Consider the following 20,220-nt stretch of genomic DNA (forward strand, 5'->3'; position numbering starts at 1 on the left):
CGGCGCCGGTGACGGTCGCCGCCGCGGTCGCGGGTGCGTCGGTGCGGCTGGTCGACGTCGGCACGCGCACGGGCGGGGGCGAGCACCACGTCCGCGCGGGCAGCGGGCGGATCGACCGGGAGGACGCGCTCACCGCCGAGGAGGTGCAGCGGGCACTCGCGACCGGCCGGGGGCTCGCCGACGAGGAGGTCGACTCCGGGGCGGACCTCCTCGCCGTCGGCGCGATCGGGGTCGGCGCAACGACACCGGCGTCGGTGCTGGTCGCGGCCCTGACGGCCACGGAGCCGGTGGCCGTGGTCGGGCGCGGCAGCGGCATCGACGACGCGGGCTGGATGCGCAAGGCGGCCGCCGTGCGCGACGCGCTGCGCCGTGCGAAGCCGCACGTCCGGGTGCCGGAAGCGCTGCTGCAGGCCGCAGGTGGCGCCGACCTGGCGGTGCTCACCGGCCTGCTCACCCAGGCCGCAGCCCGGCGCACGCCGGTCCTGCTGGACGGCCCGGTGGCGGTCGCCGCGGCGATGGTCGCCGACGAGCTCGAGCCGCGGGCCCGCGGGTGGTGGCGGATGGCGGAGAGGTCACCGGAACCCGCGACGGCGCGGGCGCTCGCTCACCTGCGGCTGGAGCCGGTGCTCGACATCGGGACGCGGCTCGGCGACGGCACCGGCGCGGTGGCGGCGATCCCGCTCTTGCGCATGGCCGCGCACCTGCTCGCGGAGACCGCGATCCCCGCGACGTCCCCGGGATGAGCGCGCGCAGCCTGCGGCTGGCGCTGAGCTGGCTCACCGTGCTCCCGGTGCGCCTCGACGCCGCCGAGCTGGACGCGCGCACGGCAGCGCGGGCGATCCGGTGGGCGCCGGTGGTGGGCCTGCTGGTGGGGGCCGCGGGGGCCGCCGTGCTCGGTGGCCTCACCGGCCTGGACGTCCCCGGCCTGGTCGCGGGGCTGCTCACGGTCGGCTTCCTCGCTCTGGCCACCCGCGGGATGCACGTGGACGGCCTCGCCGACACCGCGGACGGGCTGGGCTGCTACGGGCCACCGGAACGGGCCCTGGCCGTGATGCGCGACGGCGGCGCGGGCCCGTTCGCCGTGGTCACGCTGGTCGTCGTGCTCGGCGCGCAGGCGGCCGCGCTCGCGACACTCACGCGGGAACCGTGGGCGCTGATGCTCGCCGCGGCGACCGGACGGGCCGCGTTCGCGTGGCCGTGCCGCCGGGGGGTGCCCGCGGCCCGGCCCGAGGGTCTGGGCGCGCTCGTCGCGGGCTCCCAGCCGTGGTGGGTGGCGCCGGCCTGGTGGGTGGCGCTGGCCGCCGCGTCCGTGCCGGTGACGGCGTGGCGGGGGCCGCTCGCCGTCGCCGTCGCCGCGCTCGTCACGGTGCTGGTGGCCGCGCACACCCGTCGGCGCCTCGGCGGCACCAGCGGGGACGTGCTCGGCGCGGTGAACGAGGTGTCCGTGCTCGCGGTGCTGGTGGTACTCGCCGCGTGACGGCGGTCCCGCCTCGGCCGGCCGGCTGAGCGGGTCACCTCGGGGCGGCCCGCGGCGCCCGCACACACCCCGCGGCGCTCGCACACACCGTCGGCACTGTGTGCCACCACCAGGGGATGTGTGCCACCGCCCGAACACATGTTCCACCTGCCGGCCGACCACCCAACCGCCCGCCGCGCCGCTGACGTGCCGCCGCGCCGCTGACGTGCCACCGCGCCGCTGACGTGCCACCGCTCGAACACATGCTCCACGCACGTGTGTGCCACCACCCCGCGCGAACGCTCAACCGCCCACCCGCGACGCTCGTACACACCCCGCGGCGCTCGCACACACCGTCGGCACTGTGTGCCACCACCAGAGGATGTGTGCCACCGCCCGACCACATGTTCCACCTGCCGGCCGACCACCCAACCGCCCGCCGCGCCGCCGAGGTGCGGCCGCCAGCCGCCCGCCGCGCCGCCGACGTGCTGCCGCTCGAACACATGCTCCACCGCCCGCACGTGTGTGACACCACCCGCGCGAGCCACCCGACGACGCTCGCACACACCCCGCGGCGCTCGCACACACCGTCGGCACTGTGTGCCACCACCAGGGGATGTGTGCCACCACCCGAACACATGTTCCACCCGCCGGCCGACCACCCTGCCGCCACCCGCCGCGCCGCTGACGTGCCGCCAACCACCCGCCGCGCCGCCGAGGTGCCGCCGCTCGAACACATGCTCCACCGCCCGCGGATGTGTGCCACCACCCCGCGCGAACGTTCCACCGCCCGGCCGCCGCCCACCCGGCGCCCGCAGGCCCCCTGACCCGGCGCGAACCCGCACGATCCGGACCGGCCCGACTCAGCAACCCGTCAGCCGGTCAGACCCGCGACCAACACGCACCCCAGCACGGCGAGCCCGACGAGCTTCGCGACCTCCAGCCGCCGGTAGAGCCCCGGCCGGCCCGCCGAATCCGGCTCGACGTCCCCGCTGCGCAGGCCCGACACGACGTGGCCCGGCCGAGGCCGCAGTAGCACGGCCTGGCCACCGAGCACGGCCCACAGCGCCAAGATCAGCGCCACGGACGCGAGCGAGGGGGCCGAGTCGGCGAGCACCGCCATGGTCAGGATCGCGGCCAGCACGATCTCGCCGACGTGGAGCGCCCGGAAGGCCTGCTGGCAGATGCCCAGGTGCAGGGAGAGGTTGATCTCGAGGAAGAGGATCACCAGCGCCGAGCCGAGCCAGAGGAACGGCACCCCGGCGCGCGCGATCTCGGTCGCCGTCGCGAGCACCGCGGTGTCCGCGGCCGGTGTGAGACTCACAACGGGCTCCCGCTCTCCGAGCGCCGAGGCGCCGCCTGCAGGTGGACCAGGCATGCTGCAGGCTCACCGAACGGCTCCATGTGGGTGGCCGCGAGCGGCGCGTCGAGTTCGTCGAGGGCACCCTGGACCAGCCCGAAGTGCAGCGTGCAGACCAGGTCGCGGCGTGGTTCGGCGAGCTCGAGGAACGGGCAGTGACGCAGCCGGAGCACGCCGGGGACACCCTGGGCGTCGGCCTCCGGGGCGAAATCCAGCTCGCCGAGCAGCGCCGTGAGCCGCGCACCCGCCTCAGCGGCGTCGACGGGGCGCCCCGGTGGCGGGCGCCCGATCATGTAGCTGCCCCAAGCCCGGCCGGCTCGCCGCGCGGCCGGGCCCGGCCGCGCGAGACCCGCGAGGTGGCCGAGCAGGATCTCGGCCAGCAGCCGGTACCGGCGGGTGTCGCCGAGCGCTTGGCCAGCCCGCGCCCGGTAGCTCGCCCGGGGCCGGCCGCGGCCCTTCGCCTGCCCGCCGACCCGCTCCACGACCCCGTCCTCGACCAGCGCGCCGAGGTGGAAGCGGGCCGTGTTGGGGTGGATCCCCAGCTGGTCGGCCACCTCGGCCACCCCGATCGGCCGCTCGGCCCGCTGGATCGCTACGAGCACCTGCGCGCGCCTGCCGTCCACGGGGAGGATTAAACACTATTGATCCTTGTGGAAATAGGGTAAATTTCGGCGCGCGTGGAACCGGCTGGTCGGTGAAGCCGTCGGCGCCCGCAGGCTCGGTGCCGGGGGTGCGATCCGGACTCCGGCACCGGCCGGGCCGGGCTACCGCTCGGGCGCCGCGACGAGCGTGCGCATCCAGGAGTGGGTATCCGGCGCGAGGCCGCGCTGGATGTCGGTGAGCATCGCGCGCAGGCGGGTGGTGATCGGGCCCGGCTCGCCGTCGCCGAACGTCACCTCGCCGTCGGCGTGCTTGATCCGGCCGATCGGCGTGATGACGGCGGCCGTTCCGCTGCCGAACACCTCGGTGATGCGACCGCTCGCGCCGCCTTCGAGCAGCTCCGTGCCGGACACCTTGCGCTCGGTCACCTCGCAGCCCAACTCCTTCGCGAGCACCAGCAGCGAGTCGCGGGTGACGCCCGCGAGGATGCTGCCGGTGAGCACGGGCGTCACGAGCTCCGCCTCGTCGCCCGAGCCGTAGACGAAGAACAGGTTGTTCGAACCCATCTCGTCGATCCAGGTGCGCTCCTCAGCGTCGAGGTAGGCCACCTGGGCGCAGCCGTGTTCCGCGCCCTGCTTCTGCGGCAGCAGGGACGCGGCGTAGTTACCGCCGCACTTGGCGGTGCCCGTGCCCCCGAGCGCGGAGCGGGTGTAGTCCGTGGACAGCCACACGTCGATGGGCTTGACCCCGCCCGGGAAGTACGGCCCGGCGGGCGAGGCGATCAGGCCGTACAGGTACTCCGCGGACGGGCGCACCCCCAGCCCGACCTCGGTGGCGAGCATGAACGGCCGCAGGTACAGCGACTCCTCGCCGCCGGCGGGCGGCACCCACTCCGCGTCGGCGGCGCACAGCTCCTGCAGCGACTCGAGAAAGAGCTCGTCCGGCAGCTCCGCCATCGCCAGCCGCGACGCCGACGCCCGGAACCGCGCCGCGTTGGCGTCCGGGCGGAACGACGCGATCGAGCCGTCCGGCTGCCGGTAGGCCTTGAGGCCTTCGAAGATCTCCTGGCCGTAGTGCAGGACCATCGTCGCCGGATCCAGCTGGAGTGGGCCGTAGGGCACCACAGCCGCGTCGTGCCATCCCTCGCCGGCGCGCCACCGGATCGTCACCATGTGGTCGGTGAAGTACCGGCCGAATCCGGGGTCGGCGAGGATCTCCGCGCGCCGGACCTCGGGCGTCGGCGACGGGTGGGTGGTGCGGTGGAACAGCGCGCTCATGGACGAACGGTAACCGGTCGGGCAAGGCGGATGTCAGGACGTCCGACTATCGGCCGATCGATGCTCCCACGGACCGGGACGGGGCGGCTGTAGCGTGCCGCCCGTGGACCTGCTCACGAGCCCCCTGCACGACCGGCACGTCGCTCTCGGCGCCACCCTCGCCCCGTTCGGCGGCTGGTCGATGCCGATCTCCTACCCGGGCGGCACGGTCGCCGAGCACACCGCTGTGCGCGAGGACGTCGGCGTGTTCGACGTGAGCCACCTCGGCAAGCTCGCGCTCCACGGCCCGGGGGCGGCGGGTTACGTCAACGCCTGCCTCACGGCCGATCTCGGCCGGATCTCCCCCGGGCAGGCGCAGTACACGCTGTGCTGCGCGGACGACGGCGGGGTCGTCGACGACCTCATCGCCTACCTCGTCGGCCCGGACGAGCTGCTGCTCGTGCCGAACGCCGCGAACGCCGCCGAGGTGGCGAAGCTCCTGGCCGCGGCCGCCCCTGCCGGCGTCACCGTCACGGACCGGCACACCGAGCTGGCGGTCCTCGCCGTGCAGGGGCCCCGCTCCCGCGCGGTCCTCGACGCCGCGATCGACGGGTTGGCGGAGCTGGACTACATGGCGTTCACCGACGCCGGCGAGGTGCGCGTGTGCCGCACCGGCTACACGGGCGAGCACGGCTACGAGCTGCTCGTCCCCGCGGCCGACGCGGGCCGGGTCTGGGACGCCGTCGTCGCCGCGGGCGCGCGCCCGTGCGGCCTCGGGGCGCGCGACACGCTGCGCACGGAGATGGGCTACCCCCTGCACGGTCAGGACCTCTCGCGCGACATCACACCGGTGCAGGCCGGCAGCGGGTGGGCCGTGGGCTGGGACAAGCCGGCGTTCTGGGGTCGGGAGGCGCTCGTCGCGGAGCGGGCCGCGGGCCCGGCGCGCCGCCTGCGGGGCCTGCTGGCCACCGGCCGCGGGGTGCCGCGCCCCCACATGGACGTGCGCTCGAGTGGTGTCGACGTCGGGACGACGACGTCGGGCACCTTCTCCCCCACGCTGCGGACCGGGATCGCCCTCGCCCTGATCGACACCGCGTCCGGGGTGGAGCTCGGTGACACCGTCGTCGTGGACGTGCGGGGTCGCGAGCTCGCGTGCGAGGTCGTGCGGCCGCCGTTCGTGCCGTCGCACGTGCGCTGACCCGCGGTCGAGGCGGTCCGTGCCGGGCCCTTGATCGGGACCCCGCTCACAAACCTTAGGTAAACGAACCCTAAGGTAGCGCGCCATGCCGCCCACGCAGGACGCCCGGCAGCGGTACGTCGCCGAGCAACTGGTCTCGAACGAGGAGTTCTGGCGCCGCTTCGGCGGTGAGCCCGACGTTCTCGGCCTCGCCGCGCTCGACCTGGGCTGCGGTCAGGGGGTGATGTCGGTGCGCCTCGCCCGCGCCGGGGCCGCCCGGGTGCTCGGCGTCGACCTCAACCCCAAGGCGATCGCGTCGGCCGAGTGCCACCTGGCGCGCAGCCATCCCGAACTGGCCCTCACCGTGTCCTACGTGGCCGCCGACATCGCCGCCCTGGCCGAGGACGGCTCGTTCGACCTCGTCGTCTCGAAGGACACCTTCGAGCACGTCGCGGACCTCGACACGCTCCTGTGCGACATCCACCGGCTGCTCCGGCCGGGCGGGCGGGTGTACGCGGGGTTCAGCCCGCTCTACCACAGCCCGTTCGGCGACCACGGGCGCGCGTGCCTCAAGATCCCGTGGGCGCACACCCTGCTGCCGCTCCCGGTGGTCGTCGCCTGGGCGCGACGGTGCCGGCGCGAGCCCTTCCGGTGCCTGGCCGACCTCGGCCTCAACGGCCTGACACCGGCCCAGTTCCGGGCGGCCTTCGAGCGCAGCCCGCTGGAGACCGAGTCGATCCGCTACAACCGCGGCGACAAGGCGCTGCTGCGGGTGCTGTCCTGGGCCCGGAGCTGGCGGCTGTTCGAGCGCTACGCCACCGTGAGCATGTACGTCGTGCTGCGCCGCCTCTGCTGACGCCGGGCCGATCGCACCCGTGGCCCCGGGATCGGGCCAGTCACGGCGTCGCGGTCCGGTGCACGGCGCTACCGCGGACGGTCGGGGTCGACAAGCTCCGGCTCGGCGCGCTCGGGCTCTGCACGCTCGAGAACCTGGCGACGGCGCGCCCGCCGCGCCGTGACCGTCCCGACCACGGTGCACGCCGTCCAGCCGAGCGCGAGCGCACCGGCGGTGATCAGCACCTGGCGCTGCGGCAGCAGCGCGGCGAGGCCCACACACAGCAGGAGCCCGAGCCAAGACGTCCAGGCCCGGAAGCGGCGCGACGGCAGCCTCAGTGCCGCCGCGTTGATCACGGCGTAGTAGACGAGCACCGCGCACGCCGACACCGCGATCGCCGCCACCGGGCCCGCCACCAGCACGATCACGATCGCGACGAGCCCACCCGCGATGTCGGCCCGCCAGGGGGTGGCCCGTGCCGACAGCGCCGCGAGGGAGGTCGGCAGCTCGCCGCGCCGGGCCATCGCGAGCGTCGTGCGGCTCAACCCGACCAGCACCGAGAGCAGGGCCGAGCCCGCGGCCACCGCCGCCCCGACCCGGACGAGGACGCCGAGGGCGTGCGCCTCGCCGTTGTCGACCAGGACCGCGAGCGGCGACGGCTCCCCGGCCAGCCGGTCGCTGCCCAGGCCGACGAGCAGGGCCGTCGCGACGAGCAGGTACGTGACCAGCGCGATCCCCAGCGCGACGCCGATCGCGCGGGGCAGGGTGCGGTCGGGATCGCGCACCTCCTCGCCCATCGTCGCGATGCGCGCGTACCCGGCGAACGCGAAGAACACCAGGCCGGCGGCCGTCAGCACGCCGAGCACCCCGTCCCCCGGATCCGGCGCAGCGGGCAGGGCGGGAGTGGCCGCGGCCGGTTCGACGTGCCCGCCGAAGAGGCCGCACAGCACGATCACGAAGAGGACCACGAGCGTGCCGCCGACCAGCGCCCACGCCCCGCGCGCCGTCCAGCGCACCCCCGCGATGTTCAGCGCGGTGACGACCACGACCACCGCCACCGCCACCACCTCCGGCCGCGACGGCAGCACGTACCAGCCGAAGACCAGCGCGGCTGCACCCGCGGACGCCGCCTTCCCGACCAGGAACGCCACGCCGGCCAGCCTGCCCGCCGCCGGCGCCAGCAGCTCGCGGCCGTAGACGTACCCGCCGCCGCTCTCCGGGTAGGCCACCGCGCAGTCCGCTGTGGAGGCGGCGTTGCAGGCCGCGACCACCGCCGCGAGCAGCACCGCCAGCGGCAACCAGGCGCCCGCGGCGGCCGCGGCGGGGCCCCAGACGGCGAAGACGCCGGTGCCGAGCATGGCGGCGAGGCCGAGCACGACCGCGTCCGCGGTGCCCAGCCGTCGCGTCACAGCGCCCGTCACGGTCTCCAGCCTGACAGGCGCCCCTGCCCGGGCGGGAGGCACGGCGGTGTCATTAGCATCTCGGTCCGGTCTCGGCGCCGGGTTCCTGCCATGCCCCCGCCGATCCGTCCAGCGCCGCCCTGACCCGATCGAGGAGTGTCCGTGCCCACCCACCTGCACGTCGCGCGCGGCTCCGCCGCCACCGCCGAGGCCGACGCCGTCGTCGTCGGCCTTCTGCCGGCCGACGACCCGGACGGCAAGGGCGGCCCACGGCTCGCACCCGGCGCCGAGGAGGTGGACGCCGCGTTCGGCGGCGGGCTCGTCGACCTGCTCGCCGTCGTCGGCGCCGCCGGCAAGGCCGACGAGATCACGAAGCTGCCCACGCGCGGGGCCGTCGCTGCGCCGCTGCTCGTGGCCGTGGGGCTCGGCACGCCCGGCGACGACGGCCGCCCCGCCGCCGACCAGGTGCGCCGGGCCTGCGGCAGCGCCGCGCGGGCGCTCGCCGGCACCGGCCGGGCCGTCACCACCCTCGGCCGTCTCGACCTCACCGCAGCGGCCGAGGGGACGCTGCTCGGGACGTACACCTTCACCGAGTACAAGGGCGCGAACGGCCGGGCACCGCTCGCCGATGTCGACGTGCTCACCGAGGAGCCCGGGGCGGGGGCCGTGCTCGAGCGGGCCGCGGCCGTCGCGCAGGCCGTCACCACCGCACGCGACCTCGTCAACACCCCGCCCAACGACCTGTTTCCCGCGAGCTTCGCCGAGCGGGCCCGGGTGCTCGGCGAGGCCGCGGGCCTGGACGTGGAGGTCCTCGACGACGCCGCGCTCGCCGAGGCCGGCTACGGCGGCGTCCTCGGCGTGGGCAAGGGTTCGTCGCGACCGCCGCGGCTGGTGCGGCTGTCCTGGTCGGGCGGGGGGACGCCGCGCGCGCGGGTGGCGCTGGTCGGCAAGGGGATCACGTTCGACACCGGCGGCATCTCGATCAAGCCGGCGCAGAACATGGACCAGATGACCTCGGACATGTCCGGTGCGGCGGCGGTCATCGCCGTCACGGTGCTGGCGGCGAGGCTGGCGCTGCCGGTGGCGGTCACGGCGACCGTCCCGATGGCCGAGAACATGCCGTCGGACACCGCGTACCGGCCCGGGGACGTGCTGCGGATGCTCGGCGGCAAGACCGTCGAGGTGCTCAACACCGACGCCGAGGGCAGGCTCATCCTGGCCGATGCGATCGTCCGCGCCGCCCAGGACGGGCCGGACTACCTCGTCGAGACCTCGACCCTCACCGGGGCCCAGCAGGTGGCGCTCGGGATGCGCACCGCGGGCGTCATGGGCGAGGAGGCGCTGCGCGACCGCATCGCCGCCCTCGGCCGGGGGGTCGGCGAGGACGCCTGGGCGATGCCGCTGCCCGAGCATCTGCGGGCCGACCTGGACTCCCGGGTCGCCGACATCGCCAACGTCACGAGCCACCGCTGGGGCGGCATGCTCGCGGCCGGGATCTTCCTGCGCGAGTTCGTCCCGGACGGCCTGGCCTGGGCGCACATCGACATCGCGGGGCCGTCGTTCCACAGCGGCGGCCCGTACGGCTACACGGCGAAGGGCGGCACGGGAGTGCCGGTGCGCACGCTGGCGGCGTTCCTGGAGGACGTGGCCGCCCACGGGTGACCGCGAGTTCCGCATCCCGCGGCCGCGAGTTCCGCATCCCGCGGCCGCGAGTTGCGCATTTCATCAGGCCGTGTGCGCCATACGCCTGACGGCGGACGCCACACGGCTTGACTGATCGCGCAACACGGCCGGGCAGATCGCACAACACGGCCCGGCAGGATGCGCAACTCGCGGTCACATGTTGGTCGCCCGCGTCGGGACGTCCGCAGGGATCGTCCCGGCCGGGCCGGCACCTGCCGCCTGCTCCACGGGCAGGTCCAGCGTGTAGGCCGTCATCGACAGCGACCCGTACGCGTAGCCGTCCACGAGCACGTCCGTGCCCTCCCCCGCCGCGCTCGCGAGCCCCGCCAAGTACAGGAGCGGGATGAAGTGGTCCGGTGTCGGGACGGCGAGGTCGAAGTCCCGCGCCTCCTGCAGCCCCGGTACCCGGGCCGGCATGCCGGTCATCAGCTCGCGGGCGGCGTCGTCGAAGCGGTGGGCCCAGTCGAAGCCGACGCCGGGACGCGTCGGGTCGATCCCGCCGAGGTTGTGCACAACGTTGCCGCTGCCCAGGACCAGCACACCGCTCTCCCGGAGCGGAGCGAGCTTGGCACCCAGCTCGAAGTGCTCGTCGAAGGTCTTGGTCGCGTCGATCGACAGCTGCACGACCGGCACGTCCGCACCGGGGAACACATGGGTGAGCACCGACCAGGTGCCGTGGTCGATCCCCCAGCTGTCGACGTCCGCACCCACCCAGGTGGGCTTCACGATCTCGGCGACCTCACCGGCGAGCTCGGGCGCGCCGGGCGCCGGGTACTCCACGTCGAACAGCGCCCGCGGGAAGCCGAAGAAGTCGTGGATCGTGCGCGGGCGGGGCATCGCCGTCACCGCGGTGGCGTTGATGAACCAGTGCGCCGACACCACGAGGATCGCCCGGGGTCTCGGCAGGGCTCGTCCCAGCGCTCGCCAGGAGTCGGTGTAGCGGTTGCGCTCCAGGGCGTTCATCGGGCTGCCGTGGCCGACGAACGCCGCCGGCATCGTGGTGGTCATGGCGGCGAGCATCACGGACCGACGCGGGTGGCGTCCACCCACGCGTCGATCCGTTCCCACCAGGCGTAGAGCCACTCCAGCTGAGCGTCGGGGTCGCGGGGCACCTCGGCGGCCGGGACGCGCCACCAGCGCATCCGCACCCGCCCGTCCAGCGGCAGCTCGCGCCACACGTCGGCCACGGTGTAGAGGTGGTCGAGGCCCGCGTGGGCGACCCACACGACGTCCGCCTCGGGCGCGGCCGCGAGCGCCGCGCGCACGCCGCCCGGGCGCGGCGGCAGCACGTGGCGCATGCGCTCGGAGCGTCGCGCCATCTCCTCCAGGCCCGCCCCGCGCAGGCGGTCGATCGCGGCGAGGCGCCTGCGCTCGGTGAAGTTGCCGCCCTCGGGGAAGATCACGAACGCGTCGTTGTGGTCCAGGGCGGTGGCGAGCTCACCGATGCCGCGCTCGACCTGCTCACCGCCGCCGGCGATGAACCGGTTCGGCAACCGGTTGAGCATGACGTCGATCGACGGCTGCCACTGCAGTGCCGCCGTGAGGACGATCCGCGGCTCCCGCGCGTACCAGTTGACGAGGGCGTGGGCGAGCAGGAAGGAGTCGCCGGGCCCGGCGTGGCGGCAGAAAACCAGGAGCGGCCGGTTGAGGTACTCGTCGGGGTCCGGGCCCTCGACGTCGACCCGCAGCCGCAGCACCCGCGCCGCCTCGCGGTAGAGCATCCGCAGGTACCAGCCGACCAGCTGGTAGTGCAGGTACTGGAACGGCGGCGTGCGCACGGCGGCACCGAACCCGGCGGCGATCCACAGCCCGAGCAGCGCGAACAGCGCGACCGCCTCCAGGACCATCGCGACGATCAGCACCCACAGCACGCGCAGTGCCCGTAGCTTCCCCGGCAGCAACGGCGACACGGCCGCGGCCGCCATCAGCCACAGCGGCAGCGTCACGAGGACCAGCACCGTCACCGCGACGATCGCCGGGGCGAGCACAACGCGGCGCACCCACCGCGGCGGCAACGCTCGGCTCAGCGCTTTCTTCACGCCCCCACCGTGCCAGCGCGATCAGGTCGGCACGCTAGCGAGGTACTCGGAGGTGGCCCGGTACGCCTCGGTGATCCGCCGGCCGATGCGGCCGGTGTCGCGGTAGCGCAACGACTCCACACTGTCCCAGCGCGGCGCCGCCCCGTCCCCCGCGGGAAGCACGTGAACCTCCACGCCCTCCGGCACCGATGTGAGGTCGCGCGCGAAGCGGTGCCGTCGCGCGATCTCGAACGCCACCGCCGCCACCTCCCACGGACGGTGCGGCGCGCGCAGCGGCTGCTCGATCCGCCCGACCTGCAGCACGAACACCCGCCGCGCCCCCAGCTCGACGGCCCTGCCCAGCGGGATGCTGTTCACCAGGCCACCGTCGAGGTAGTGGTGGCCGGCGCGCTCCACGGGCGGCAGCAGGCCCGGGACGGCCGACGACGCCAGCACCGCGTCCACCACCGGACCGTCGGCGAACCACTCCTCCGCCGCGTCCTCGATCCGGGCTGCGCAGCACTGGAAGGGCACCGGCAGGTCCTCGATCCGCCGCATGCCGAGCTGCTCGGTGAGCGCCTCGCGCAGCGGCTGCGGCGAGTGGACGGCGGTGCCCGTGCGGGCGAGCTCGCGCAGGCGCGAGACCGTCCCGGTCTGGAAGACGGCCCGCGCGTCGGGCGAGCGCCACAGGCGTTCGAGCCGATCGGCCGCCTCGCCGGGAGGAGACGCGGCGAGGACGGCTCCGTTGATCGCGCCGATGGACGTGCCGAGGACGAGATCGGGGCGCACCCGAGCCTCCTCCAGCGCGCGCACCATCCCGACCTGCACGGCGCCCAGCAGCCCCCCACCGCCGAGAACCACGGCCGTCACGTCTCCGGTCACGCCACCATGCTCCCACCCGGGAAGATCGCTGACACCTCACGCAAGACGGCCTGACGAGATGCGCAACTCGCCACCGCAGAACCCGCAACTCGCCACCGCAGAACCCGCAACTCGCCACCGCAGAACCCGCAACTCGCCACCGCAGAACCCGCAACTCGCCACCGCAGAACCCGCAACTCGCCACCGCAGAACCCGCAACTCGCGGACGGTCCTAGAAGGCCGGCCACGGGATCGCCGGGCCGTACCCCGACGGCCGCGGATAGCACGGATCCGCGAGCAGGGCGTCCACCCGCGCCTCGAGCGCCCGCACCTCGGCCCGCGTGATGTGCTGGCCCAACGTCTCGGCCAACCCGCAGTCCAGGGCCCCGCGCAGGCGCCGCACCCGCTCCAGCACCTCGTCGGACAGCCGCGTGCCCACCCATCCCCACAGCACGGTGCGCAGCTTGTCCTCGACGTGCAGGCACAGCCCGTGGTCCACCCCGTACACGCGTCCGTCCGCTCCGGCGAGGACGTGGCCGCCCTTGCGGTCCGCGTTGTTCACGAGCACGTCGAAGGCGGCCATCACCCGCAGTTCGAGGGTGTCCGCGTGGACGAGCACCGCGGGCTCGCCGCCCGTGCCCCGCGCCCGCAGCACGCCCAACCACCCGGGTGGGACGTCCTTCGGCGGGCGGACGTCCACGAGCTCGCGCTCGTCGGCCGTGTCGACCCACACCTGCACCATCCCGGGCCCGAACGGGCCGTCGCGGTGCACGGTCGGCGGCACGACGCCGAACCCGCCCGCCTCGGAGACCAGGTAGGTCGCGACCTCCCGGCCGGCGAGGGTGCCGTCGGGGAAGTCCCACAGCGGACGCTCGCCGCGCACCGGCTTGTAGACGCACCCCGCCGCGACGCCGTCCAGGGAGATCTCGCCGAAGAGGGTGGCGTTCGACGCGTCCACCAGGCGGCCCGTGACCTCGATGCGCCCGTGCCGGAGCAGCTCCGGAACCACCGGGTCCTGAGGGTGCACGGGTCCGATCGAATCAGACGGCGCGGGTAGCTCGGACAGGCGTCACTCCGTGACGGGACGCCGCTGGTGGTAGCCGTTGAGCCGGACGCAGACGTGCCCCTCCGCGTCGAGCGGCTCGGCGCACAGCGGGCACGGCGGTCGCCCGGCCTGCACGACCTTTTCGGCGCGCTCGGCGAACGCGCGCGCCTGCGGCGGGGAGAGGAACACCCGCAGCGCGTCCGGGCCCTCCTCGCCGTCGTCCAGGACGACGGACTCGTCGATCTCCTCCTCGCTCACGGCGAGCAGCTCGACCACGATGGAGCGGGAGTCGGCGTCCCAGCCCAGGCCCATCGTGCCGACCCGGAACTCCTCCTCCAGGGGGACGGCGAGCGGGTCGGTGTCGGTGCCCTCGCCCTCGTCCTCGCCCAGCTCGGGGCCGAACCGGCGGACGACCTCGGCGAGGAGCGCGGCGATGCGGTCCGCCAGGACGGAGACCTGCTGCTTCTCCAGCAGCACGCTCACGGTGCGGGCGTCCTCGACGGCCTGGAGGTAGAACGTGCGGTCTCCGGGCTCGCCGACGGTGCCCGCGACGAATCGCTCGGGCTGGCGGAAGACGTGGATGACGCGGGACATGGCACCGTCGAGAGTAGGCCACGTCGGCGCCCGCGGCATCCCTGCGATCAGGTCGAGCCGCCGACCACGGCGTCCGAACCGGGCGGACGGGTCCGGCGGCGGCGCTTCGGTGGAGGCGCGACGAGCGAGGAGAGGTCGCCACCCGTGTCGTTGACCCGCGCGACGAACGGGCGCAGCTCGGTGTGCACGACCACGCTGATCGAGCAGGTGTCGATCATGATGCGCTGGAAGTTGTCGAGGTGGGTGGCCAGGGCGTCCGCGAGGATCGCCTTGATGACGTCGCCGTGGCTGCACGCGAGCCACACGGAGTGCGGCCCGTGCTCGGCCGCGATCCGGGCGGCGTGCCTGCGGACGGCGGCCACGCCGCGGTGCTGCATTGCGGCGAGCCCCTCCCCGTCCGGGAACACCGCGGCGGACGGATGGGCCTGCACCACCTTCCACAGGGGTTCCTTGGCGAGGGTCTTCAGGCTGCCGCCGGTCCACGAGCCGTAGTCGACCTCGGCGAGCTCCGGCTCGGTGACCGCGGCGAGCCCGCGGGCCTCGGCCAGCGGCGCGACGGTCTGCTCGCAGCGCAGCATCGGCGAGCAGACGATCTCGGTCAGCGGGATGCCCGCCAGCCGGTCGACGACCTTGTCCGCCTGGACGCGCCCGGTGTCGTCCAGCTCGACGCCCGGGGTGCGCCCGGCGAGCACCCCGGCCACGTTGGCCGACGAGCGCCCGTGGCGCAGCAGGATGAGCGTCGTCACGCCGACCACGATGCCACGGCGGCCAGGTGTCTCGTCGCGAACGCGCGGTAACACGGCCGCAATCCGCACCTCCTACCCTGCGGCCGATCCGGTTCCGCCGACCGTGGGAGCACCGTGTCCGCGTCCGACACCCGTCGGGGCCACCTCACCCCGGTGCAGGCCGACGACCTGCAGTTCCGCGTGGTGCACGGCTACCGGCGGGCGTTTCGGACGTCGGGCGCCGGGCCGGCGATGGTACTGATCCACGGCATCGGCGACAGCTCGGCCACCTGGGATCCGGTACTGCCAGCACTCGCCCGCCGGCATCTGGTGATCGCACCGGATCTGCTCGGGCACGGCCGCTCCGACAAGCCGCGGGCGGACTACTCCGTCGCCGCCTACGCCAACGGGGTGCGTGACCTGCTCGGCGTCCTCGGCATCCAGCGCGCCACGCTCGTCGGGCACTCGCTCGGCGGCGGGGTGGCGATGCAGTTCGCCTACCAGTTCCCGGAACGCACGGAGCGGCTCGTGCTGGTCGGCAGCGGCGGGGCGGGCCTGTCCGTCTCCCCCGTGCTGCGCGCGATGACGCTGCCCGGGGCGATCGGCGCGCTGCAGTGGCTGCGGGTGCCGACGGCGCGCTGGCAGGTGGGCGCGATCGTCCAGCTCCTGCGCAGGCTCGACACCGACCTCGGCCGGGACGCCCCGGACCTGCTGCGGATGGTGGACGCCCTGCCCGACGCGACGTCACGCTCGGCGTTCATCCGCACGCTGCGCTCGGTGGTGGACTGGCGGGGCCAGGTCGTCACGATGCTGGACCGCTGCTACCTCACCCGGGGAATGCCGACGCTCCTGGTGTGGGGTTCCCGCGACGCCGTGGTGCCGGTGGACCACGGCCGCCGCGCCCACGCGGCGATGCCGGGCAGCCGCCTGGAGATCTTCGACGGGGCGGGCCACTTCCCGTTCCACACCGACCCCGGCCGCTTCGTGGGGGTGGTCGAGGAGTTCCTCGCCACCACCGAGCCCGCGACCTGGAGCGCCGAGCAGTGGCGCCAGCTCCTGCGCAGCACCCACAGCTCCGCGGCGGATCCGGCGGGTGGGGGCCACGGGCAGCGCTCGGCCACCTGAGCCCGGATCAGGAGTGCGCCCCCGCGGGCTTCTTCCGCTTCGGGATGAGGTGCATGACCGCCACGACGACCGCGCCCACGATCGCCCCGAGGATCGCCGACCCGACGGTGTTCGTGAGCCAGCCGAGGAAGCCGCCCAGCGGGCCGGTGGCGTCGTGCACGATCACCTCCAGGTGGTGGACGAGCGCGTAGGGCGGGTGGAAGCCGAGCTCGTCCATCCCGACCAGGAGGATGTGCCCGCCGACCCAGAGCATCGCCGCGATCCCGACGGTGGAGAGCACCGAGAGCACGACGGGCATCGCCGTCACCAGGCCGCGCCCGAGGGCGGCGACGGGACCGGAGTCCCGGCGCGCGAGGGCCAGCCCGGCGTCGTCCATCTTGACGATCAGCGCGACCACGCCGTAGACGAGCACGGTGATCGCGATCGCGACCACCAGCAGGATGACCGCCCGGGGGACGAGGCCCTCCGAGGCAACCTCGTTCAGCGCGATGACCATGATCTCGGCCGAGAGGATGAAGTCGGTGCGCACCGCGCCGGAGACGACCCTCTTCTCGTGCTGGGCCGGGTCCGCGGCGGCCGCGTCCGCGCGTTCCTCCGGGGCCGCCTCGTGGCCGCTGAGCTTCTCCCAGATCTTCTCGGCACCCTCGTAGCACAGGTAGGTGCCGCCGAGCATGAGGATCGGGGTGAGCAGCCACGGTGCGAACTGGCTCAGCACCAGCGCGACCGGAAGGATGATGAGGATCTTGTTGCGCAGCGAGCCGACGGCGATCCGACGGATGATCGTCAGCTCCCGCCGCGGCTCCAGGCCCTGCACGTAGCGGGGCGTCACGGCCGCGTCGTCGACGACGACACCGGCCGCCTTCGCCCCGGCCCGGCCCGCGGCACCGGCGACGTCGTCGAGGGACGCCGCGGTGAGCCGCACGAGCGCCGCGACGTCGTCGAGCAGGGCGAACAGTCCGCTCATCGGGTCGCCGTCCCGGGCAGGTCCGTCATGCGCACGGTCCGAAGCCTACGGTGCGACGGACCGCCGACGATCAGTATGCCGAGATCCACCCGGCGCCCAGCGCGACGAACAGCAGCAGCCCGAGCACGACGCGGTACCAGACGAACAGGTACACGCTGTGCCTCGCGACGTAGTGCAGCAACCACGCGATGCTCGCGTAGCCGAGCGCGAAGGCCACCACGGTCGCGACGATCATCTGTGCCGGTGTCGGCCCGTCGCCCGCGAACACGTCCGGCACCTGGAAGATCCCGGCCGCGACGACCGCGGGGATCGCCAGGAGGAACGAGTAGCGCACGGCGGCCTCGCGGGTGAAACCGAGGAACAGGCCCGCCGTGATGGTCCCCCCGGAGCGGGAGACGCCCGGGATCAGCGCCATGGCCTGCGCGAAGCCGAGGATGACGCCGTCGGCGACCTTCATCTGCTGCAGCTCGACCTTCTGCCGCCCGACCTTCTCGGCCAGCCCGAGCAGCAGGCCGAACACGATCAGCGTGGTGGCGATCAGCCAGAGGTTGCGGGCCGCGGTCTGGATCTGCTCCTCGAACAGGATGCCGAGCACGCCGATCGGGATCGTGCCGATGATCACCAGCCAGGCCACCCGGTAGTCCGGCAGGGTGCGCACCTGCGGGTCGGTGAACCCGCGCACCCACGTCATGAACAGGCGGCCGATGTCGCGGGCGAAGTAGAGCAGGACCGCGGCCTCGGTGCCGAGCTGGGTGACGGCGGTGAACGCCGCGCCGGCGTCCTGGCCGAAGAACACCTCGGACACGATCCGCAGGTGGGCCGACGAGGAGATCGGGAGGAACTCCGTGAGCCCCTGCACGACCCCGAGGACGATCACCTCGATCCAGGTCACCGCGGACCTCCGGAGCGCCCGTCCAGAACCGTTCCCGTCACGGGCGGTGACGCTATCGGGGACCCGGGCGGGCGATCTGCCGCCCTCCCCCGAGGCGGCACCGGCCGGGCCCGATGATATGGCGCGACCCCTGGCACGTGTCCCACGTCACGCCTATGGTGTGGGGAATTCCACCGCCGTTCACCGACGAACGGCGGGGTGTGCGGTTTCGAAACCGACGGAGGTGGCCGGTGGGTCGAGGCGTCGCGGAGGTCGAGGGGGACCTGACCGACGGGGAGTGGGAGTACCGCCCGGTGCAGCTCCCCGGAGACGTTTCCCGGGTGACGGCAGCGGTGCGGCTCGCCATACAGGCCGAGTTCGGCGGCTGGGAGCTCTCGAAAGTGCGGCTCTATCCACGCGGCGTCCGCAAGGTGTGGTTGCGCCGCCGACGGACGGGACGGATGCTCCCCGGTCTGTCCACCTGATCGCCGTCAGACGCGCAGCACGACCTTCCCCGTGCTGCCGCGCGACCCGAGCAGGCGCAGCGCCTCCGGGGCCCGGTCGAGGGGCAGCTCCGTGCCCACGAGCGGGTCGATGAGCCGCTTCGCCCACAGCTCGTCGAGCTGCCGCTGCCAGAGCGGGATCATCTCGGGACGCATCTGCCGGTAGTAGCCCCAGTGCACGCCGACGACGCTGTAGTTCTTGACGAGGACGTGCGGCGTCGGTGCGGCGGCGTGCGCGCCGGAGGCGAAGCCGATCACGAGGATGCGGCCCTCGAACGCGGCGAGCTTGCGGGAGGCGTCGAACACGTCCCCGCCCACCGGGTCGAAGATCACATCCGCACCGCGGCCGGCGGTGAGCTCCTTGACGCGGGCGACGAGATCCTCGTTCGCGTAGTCGACGACCTCGTCCGCGCCCAGCTCCTTCACCAGCGCGCACTTCTCCGGGCCGCCCGCCGTGCCGATGACGCGCGCGCCCGCGGCCTTGCCCAGCTGCACCGCGGCCGTGCCGACCCCGCCCGCGGCGGCGTGCACGAGCAGCGTCTCGCCCTCGCGCAGCTGCCCGCGGTGGTGCAGCGCGCACACCCCCGTCTGGTAGGTGATGAGCATCCCGGCGGCCTGGGCCGCGGCCATCCCGTCCGGCCACGGGAGCGTCGCGTCCGCGTCGAGCACCACCAGCTCGGCGTAGCCGCCCTGCCCCATCGGGGGCCAGCCGATCACCCGGTCCCCGGGCGCGAACCGAGCACCCTCACCGGCCGCGACGACCTCGCCCGCGATCTCCAGTCCCGGGGTGAACGGCAGCTCCGGGCGCTCCTGGTAGCGGCCCTGGCAGACGAGGATGTCCGGGAAGTTGCAGGCGGCCGCGTGCACCCGCACCAGGACCTGGCCGGGCCCGGGCGCCGGATCGGGCAGGTCCGAGTGCCAGGTCAGGACGTCGCCTGGCTCTCCCAGCTCGTGCACCCGCCAGCCGCGCATCAGTGGTCCCTCCAGCTCACGTCCGGCGGGGCCGCCCCGCCCTTCGGTCCGGGCACGCCCCGGAACCCGTACGGTGCGGGCTCGCGGCCCGGCTGGACGAACCAGCACTCGCCGGGCTCGCCCCGCTCCAGCACGGCCTCCACGGCGTCCGCGACGTCCTCGGCGGTGAGCAGCGGGAAGTCGCCGAACTGCGGGCGGGCGGGCGCGATCAGCGGGGTGTCGGCGAAGCCGGGGCACACGGCGTTGACCCGGATGCCCTCCTTCGCCAGCTCGGGGGCCGCCGCACGCACGTACCCGACGACGGCGTGCTTGGTGAGGGTGTAGAGCGCATCGCCGGGCATCGGGACGAGCCCCGCGAGCGACGCGGTGGCGAGGATCGTGCCGCCGCCCGCGCGGCGCAGGGCGGGCACCGCGGCGGTGAGCCCGAACACGACGTGATCGACGTTCACGCCCATGATCCGCCGGTAGCCGGCGAGATCGAGGTTCTCCGTCCCGGACTGGCCCGCGGTGACGCCCGCGTTGAGCAGGACGACGTTGAGCCGCCCGAAGCTGTCCTCGGCGACGTCGACCGCCATCGTCATCGTGTCGAGGTCCGAGACGTCACCGGGCAGGGCCAGGCCCCCCACCTCGTCCGCGAGCGCCCGCGCCGCCGCATCGTCCCGGTCCGCGACGGCCACCACCGCACCCGCCTTCGCCAGCCGGCGCACCGCCGCCGCGCCGATGCCCGACGCGCCGCCGGTCACCAGGGCGGCCCTGCCCTTGAGATCCATGGCCT

Annotated in this window: 21 protein-coding genes; 7 read left to right on the top strand and 14 right to left on the bottom strand. The window is 74.3% G+C overall.

Going from position 1 to position 20,220, the window contains the following annotated elements:
• Both AB7J25_RS14595 and AB7J25_RS14600 read left to right on the top strand, forming a co-directional pair.
• A partial coding sequence (locus AB7J25_RS14595; protein WP_428509193.1) for a nicotinate-nucleotide--dimethylbenzimidazole phosphoribosyltransferase occupies positions 1 to 743 on the top strand: 743 nt, incomplete at its 5' end.
• Entirely contained in the window at positions 740 to 1,477 is a 738-nt protein-coding gene (locus AB7J25_RS14600) for an adenosylcobinamide-GDP ribazoletransferase (protein ID WP_428509195.1), read from the top strand. The genes AB7J25_RS14595 and AB7J25_RS14600, both read left to right, overlap by 4 nt.
• An 853-nt stretch (positions 1,478 to 2,330) precedes the next feature.
• Here the strand turns inward: AB7J25_RS14600 and AB7J25_RS14605 are convergent.
• The 3 genes from AB7J25_RS14605 to AB7J25_RS14615 all read right to left on the bottom strand — a co-directional run bounded on the left by AB7J25_RS14605 (position 2,331) and on the right by AB7J25_RS14615 (position 4,693).
• Positions 2,331 to 2,780 carry a hypothetical protein gene (locus AB7J25_RS14605; protein ID WP_428509197.1) on the bottom strand — a complete coding sequence of 150 codons (450 nt, stop codon included), beginning with the start codon at positions 2,778 to 2,780 and terminating at the stop codon, positions 2,331 to 2,333.
• Complete coding sequence (locus tag AB7J25_RS14610; protein ID WP_428509199.1) at positions 2,777 to 3,439, bottom strand: helix-turn-helix transcriptional regulator; 663 nt, start codon at positions 3,437 to 3,439, stop codon at positions 2,777 to 2,779. The genes AB7J25_RS14605 and AB7J25_RS14610 overlap by 4 nt, the downstream gene beginning before the upstream one ends.
• A 141-nt stretch (positions 3,440 to 3,580) precedes the next feature.
• A complete protein-coding gene (locus AB7J25_RS14615; protein WP_428509200.1) occupies positions 3,581 to 4,693 on the bottom strand; it encodes a branched-chain amino acid aminotransferase in 1,113 nt (370 codons plus the stop codon).
• 103 nt (positions 4,694 to 4,796) lie between these two features.
• Between AB7J25_RS14615 and gcvT the strand changes: the two genes are divergently transcribed.
• Entirely contained in the window at positions 4,797 to 5,870 is a 1,074-nt protein-coding gene (gcvT, locus tag AB7J25_RS14620; RefSeq protein WP_428509202.1) for a glycine cleavage system aminomethyltransferase GcvT, read from the top strand.
• 85 nt (positions 5,871 to 5,955) lie between these two features.
• Positions 5,956 to 6,705: a class I SAM-dependent methyltransferase gene (locus AB7J25_RS14625; protein WP_428509204.1), complete on the top strand. Its 750-nt coding sequence runs from the start codon at positions 5,956 to 5,958 to the stop codon at positions 6,703 to 6,705.
• 68 nt (positions 6,706 to 6,773) lie between these two features.
• Here the strand turns inward: AB7J25_RS14625 and AB7J25_RS14630 are convergent, their stop codons facing one another.
• A complete protein-coding gene (locus AB7J25_RS14630) occupies positions 6,774 to 8,105 on the bottom strand; it encodes an APC family permease (protein WP_428509206.1) in 1,332 nt (443 codons plus the stop codon).
• Positions 8,106 to 8,240: 135 nt separating this feature from the next.
• Here AB7J25_RS14630 and AB7J25_RS14635 point away from each other — a divergent pair, with 135 nt between their 5' ends.
• On the top strand, positions 8,241 to 9,746 hold the full coding sequence (locus AB7J25_RS14635) for a leucyl aminopeptidase (RefSeq protein WP_428509208.1): 1,506 nt from the start codon (positions 8,241 to 8,243) through the stop codon (positions 9,744 to 9,746).
• 174 nt (positions 9,747 to 9,920) lie between these two features.
• On the opposite strand, the gene ygiD is transcribed toward AB7J25_RS14635, so the two are convergent.
• The 6 genes from ygiD to AB7J25_RS14665 form a co-directional block, all read right to left on the bottom strand.
• The gene (gene ygiD / locus AB7J25_RS14640; protein WP_428509210.1) at positions 9,921 to 10,775 is read right to left on the bottom strand and encodes a 4,5-DOPA dioxygenase extradiol; all 855 of its coding nucleotides are present in this window, start codon (positions 10,773 to 10,775) and stop codon (positions 9,921 to 9,923) included.
• 11 nt (positions 10,776 to 10,786) lie between these two features.
• Positions 10,787 to 11,806: a 1-acyl-sn-glycerol-3-phosphate acyltransferase gene (locus AB7J25_RS14645; RefSeq protein WP_428509212.1), complete on the bottom strand. Its 1,020-nt coding sequence runs from the start codon at positions 11,804 to 11,806 to the stop codon at positions 10,787 to 10,789.
• A 21-nt stretch (positions 11,807 to 11,827) separates the two neighbouring features.
• Complete coding sequence (locus AB7J25_RS14650) at positions 11,828 to 12,667, bottom strand: patatin-like phospholipase family protein (protein WP_428509214.1); 840 nt, start codon at positions 12,665 to 12,667, stop codon at positions 11,828 to 11,830.
• Between the two features lie 211 nt (positions 12,668 to 12,878).
• A complete protein-coding gene (locus tag AB7J25_RS14655; protein ID WP_428509216.1) occupies positions 12,879 to 13,673 on the bottom strand; it encodes an SCO1664 family protein in 795 nt (264 codons plus the stop codon).
• Positions 13,674 to 13,715: 42 nt separating this feature from the next.
• Positions 13,716 to 14,285, bottom strand: a complete 570-nt coding sequence (locus AB7J25_RS14660) for a DUF3090 domain-containing protein (RefSeq protein WP_428509218.1) — start codon at positions 14,283 to 14,285, stop codon at positions 13,716 to 13,718.
• Positions 14,286 to 14,332: 47 nt separating this feature from the next.
• On the bottom strand, positions 14,333 to 15,031 hold the full coding sequence (locus tag AB7J25_RS14665; RefSeq protein WP_428509220.1) for a histidine phosphatase family protein: 699 nt from the start codon (positions 15,029 to 15,031) through the stop codon (positions 14,333 to 14,335).
• A 114-nt stretch (positions 15,032 to 15,145) separates the two neighbouring features.
• Between AB7J25_RS14665 and AB7J25_RS14670 the strand changes: the two genes are divergently transcribed.
• Entirely contained in the window at positions 15,146 to 16,135 is a 990-nt protein-coding gene (locus AB7J25_RS14670; RefSeq protein WP_428509222.1) for an alpha/beta fold hydrolase, read from the top strand.
• A 7-nt stretch (positions 16,136 to 16,142) separates the two neighbouring features.
• Here the strand turns inward: AB7J25_RS14670 and AB7J25_RS14675 are convergent, their stop codons facing one another.
• Both AB7J25_RS14675 and AB7J25_RS14680 read right to left on the bottom strand, forming a co-directional pair.
• On the bottom strand, positions 16,143 to 17,099 hold the full coding sequence (locus AB7J25_RS14675; protein WP_428509224.1) for a DUF808 domain-containing protein: 957 nt from the start codon (positions 17,097 to 17,099) through the stop codon (positions 16,143 to 16,145).
• Between the two features lie 70 nt (positions 17,100 to 17,169).
• Entirely contained in the window at positions 17,170 to 17,991 is an 822-nt protein-coding gene (locus tag AB7J25_RS14680; protein WP_428509226.1) for an undecaprenyl-diphosphate phosphatase, read from the bottom strand.
• 230 nt (positions 17,992 to 18,221) lie between these two features.
• Here AB7J25_RS14680 and AB7J25_RS14685 point away from each other — a divergent pair, with 230 nt between their 5' ends.
• The gene (locus AB7J25_RS14685) at positions 18,222 to 18,455 is read left to right on the top strand and encodes a DUF5703 family protein (protein WP_428509228.1); all 234 of its coding nucleotides are present in this window, start codon (positions 18,222 to 18,224) and stop codon (positions 18,453 to 18,455) included.
• A gap of 6 nt (positions 18,456 to 18,461) precedes the next feature.
• Here AB7J25_RS14685 and AB7J25_RS14690 read toward each other — a convergent pair whose 3' ends face one another.
• Together AB7J25_RS14690 and AB7J25_RS14695 are read right to left on the bottom strand one after the other, a co-directional pair.
• A complete protein-coding gene (locus AB7J25_RS14690; RefSeq protein WP_428509229.1) occupies positions 18,462 to 19,445 on the bottom strand; it encodes an NADPH:quinone oxidoreductase family protein in 984 nt (327 codons plus the stop codon).
• Positions 19,445 to 20,215, bottom strand: coding sequence for an SDR family oxidoreductase (locus tag AB7J25_RS14695; RefSeq protein ID WP_428509231.1), 771 nt, complete (start codon positions 20,213 to 20,215; stop codon positions 19,445 to 19,447). Before AB7J25_RS14695 ends, AB7J25_RS14690 begins: the two co-directional genes overlap by 1 nt.
• Positions 20,216 to 20,220: the final 5 nt, after the last annotated feature.

Origin of the sequence: Pseudonocardia sp., from assembly GCF_050246655.1 — a bacterium.
Taxonomy (GTDB): Bacteria; Actinomycetota; Actinomycetes; order Mycobacteriales; family Pseudonocardiaceae; genus Pseudonocardia.

Bases quoted from the DNA above. Each gene is read 5' to 3' on its own strand.
- AB7J25_RS14615 (WP_428509200.1), bottom strand. From the start codon at position 4,693: ATGAGCGCGCTGTTCCACCGCACCACCCACCCGTCGCCGACGCCCGAG.
- AB7J25_RS14695 (WP_428509231.1), bottom strand. From the start codon at position 20,215: ATGGATCTCAAGGGCAGGGCCGCCCTGGTGACCGGCGGCGCGTCGGGC.
- ygiD (WP_428509210.1), bottom strand. From the start codon at position 10,775: ATGACCACCACGATGCCGGCGGCGTTCGTCGGCCACGGCAGCCCGATG.
- AB7J25_RS14675 (WP_428509224.1), bottom strand. From the start codon at position 17,099: ATGAGCGGACTGTTCGCCCTGCTCGACGACGTCGCGGCGCTCGTGCGG.
- AB7J25_RS14600 (WP_428509195.1), top strand. From the start codon at position 740: ATGAGCGCGCGCAGCCTGCGGCTGGCGCTGAGCTGGCTCACCGTGCTC.
- AB7J25_RS14660 (WP_428509218.1), bottom strand. From the start codon at position 14,285: ATGTCCCGCGTCATCCACGTCTTCCGCCAGCCCGAGCGATTCGTCGCG.
- AB7J25_RS14690 (WP_428509229.1), bottom strand. From the start codon at position 19,445: ATGCGCGGCTGGCGGGTGCACGAGCTGGGAGAGCCAGGCGACGTCCTG.
- AB7J25_RS14625 (WP_428509204.1), top strand. From the start codon at position 5,956: ATGCCGCCCACGCAGGACGCCCGGCAGCGGTACGTCGCCGAGCAACTG.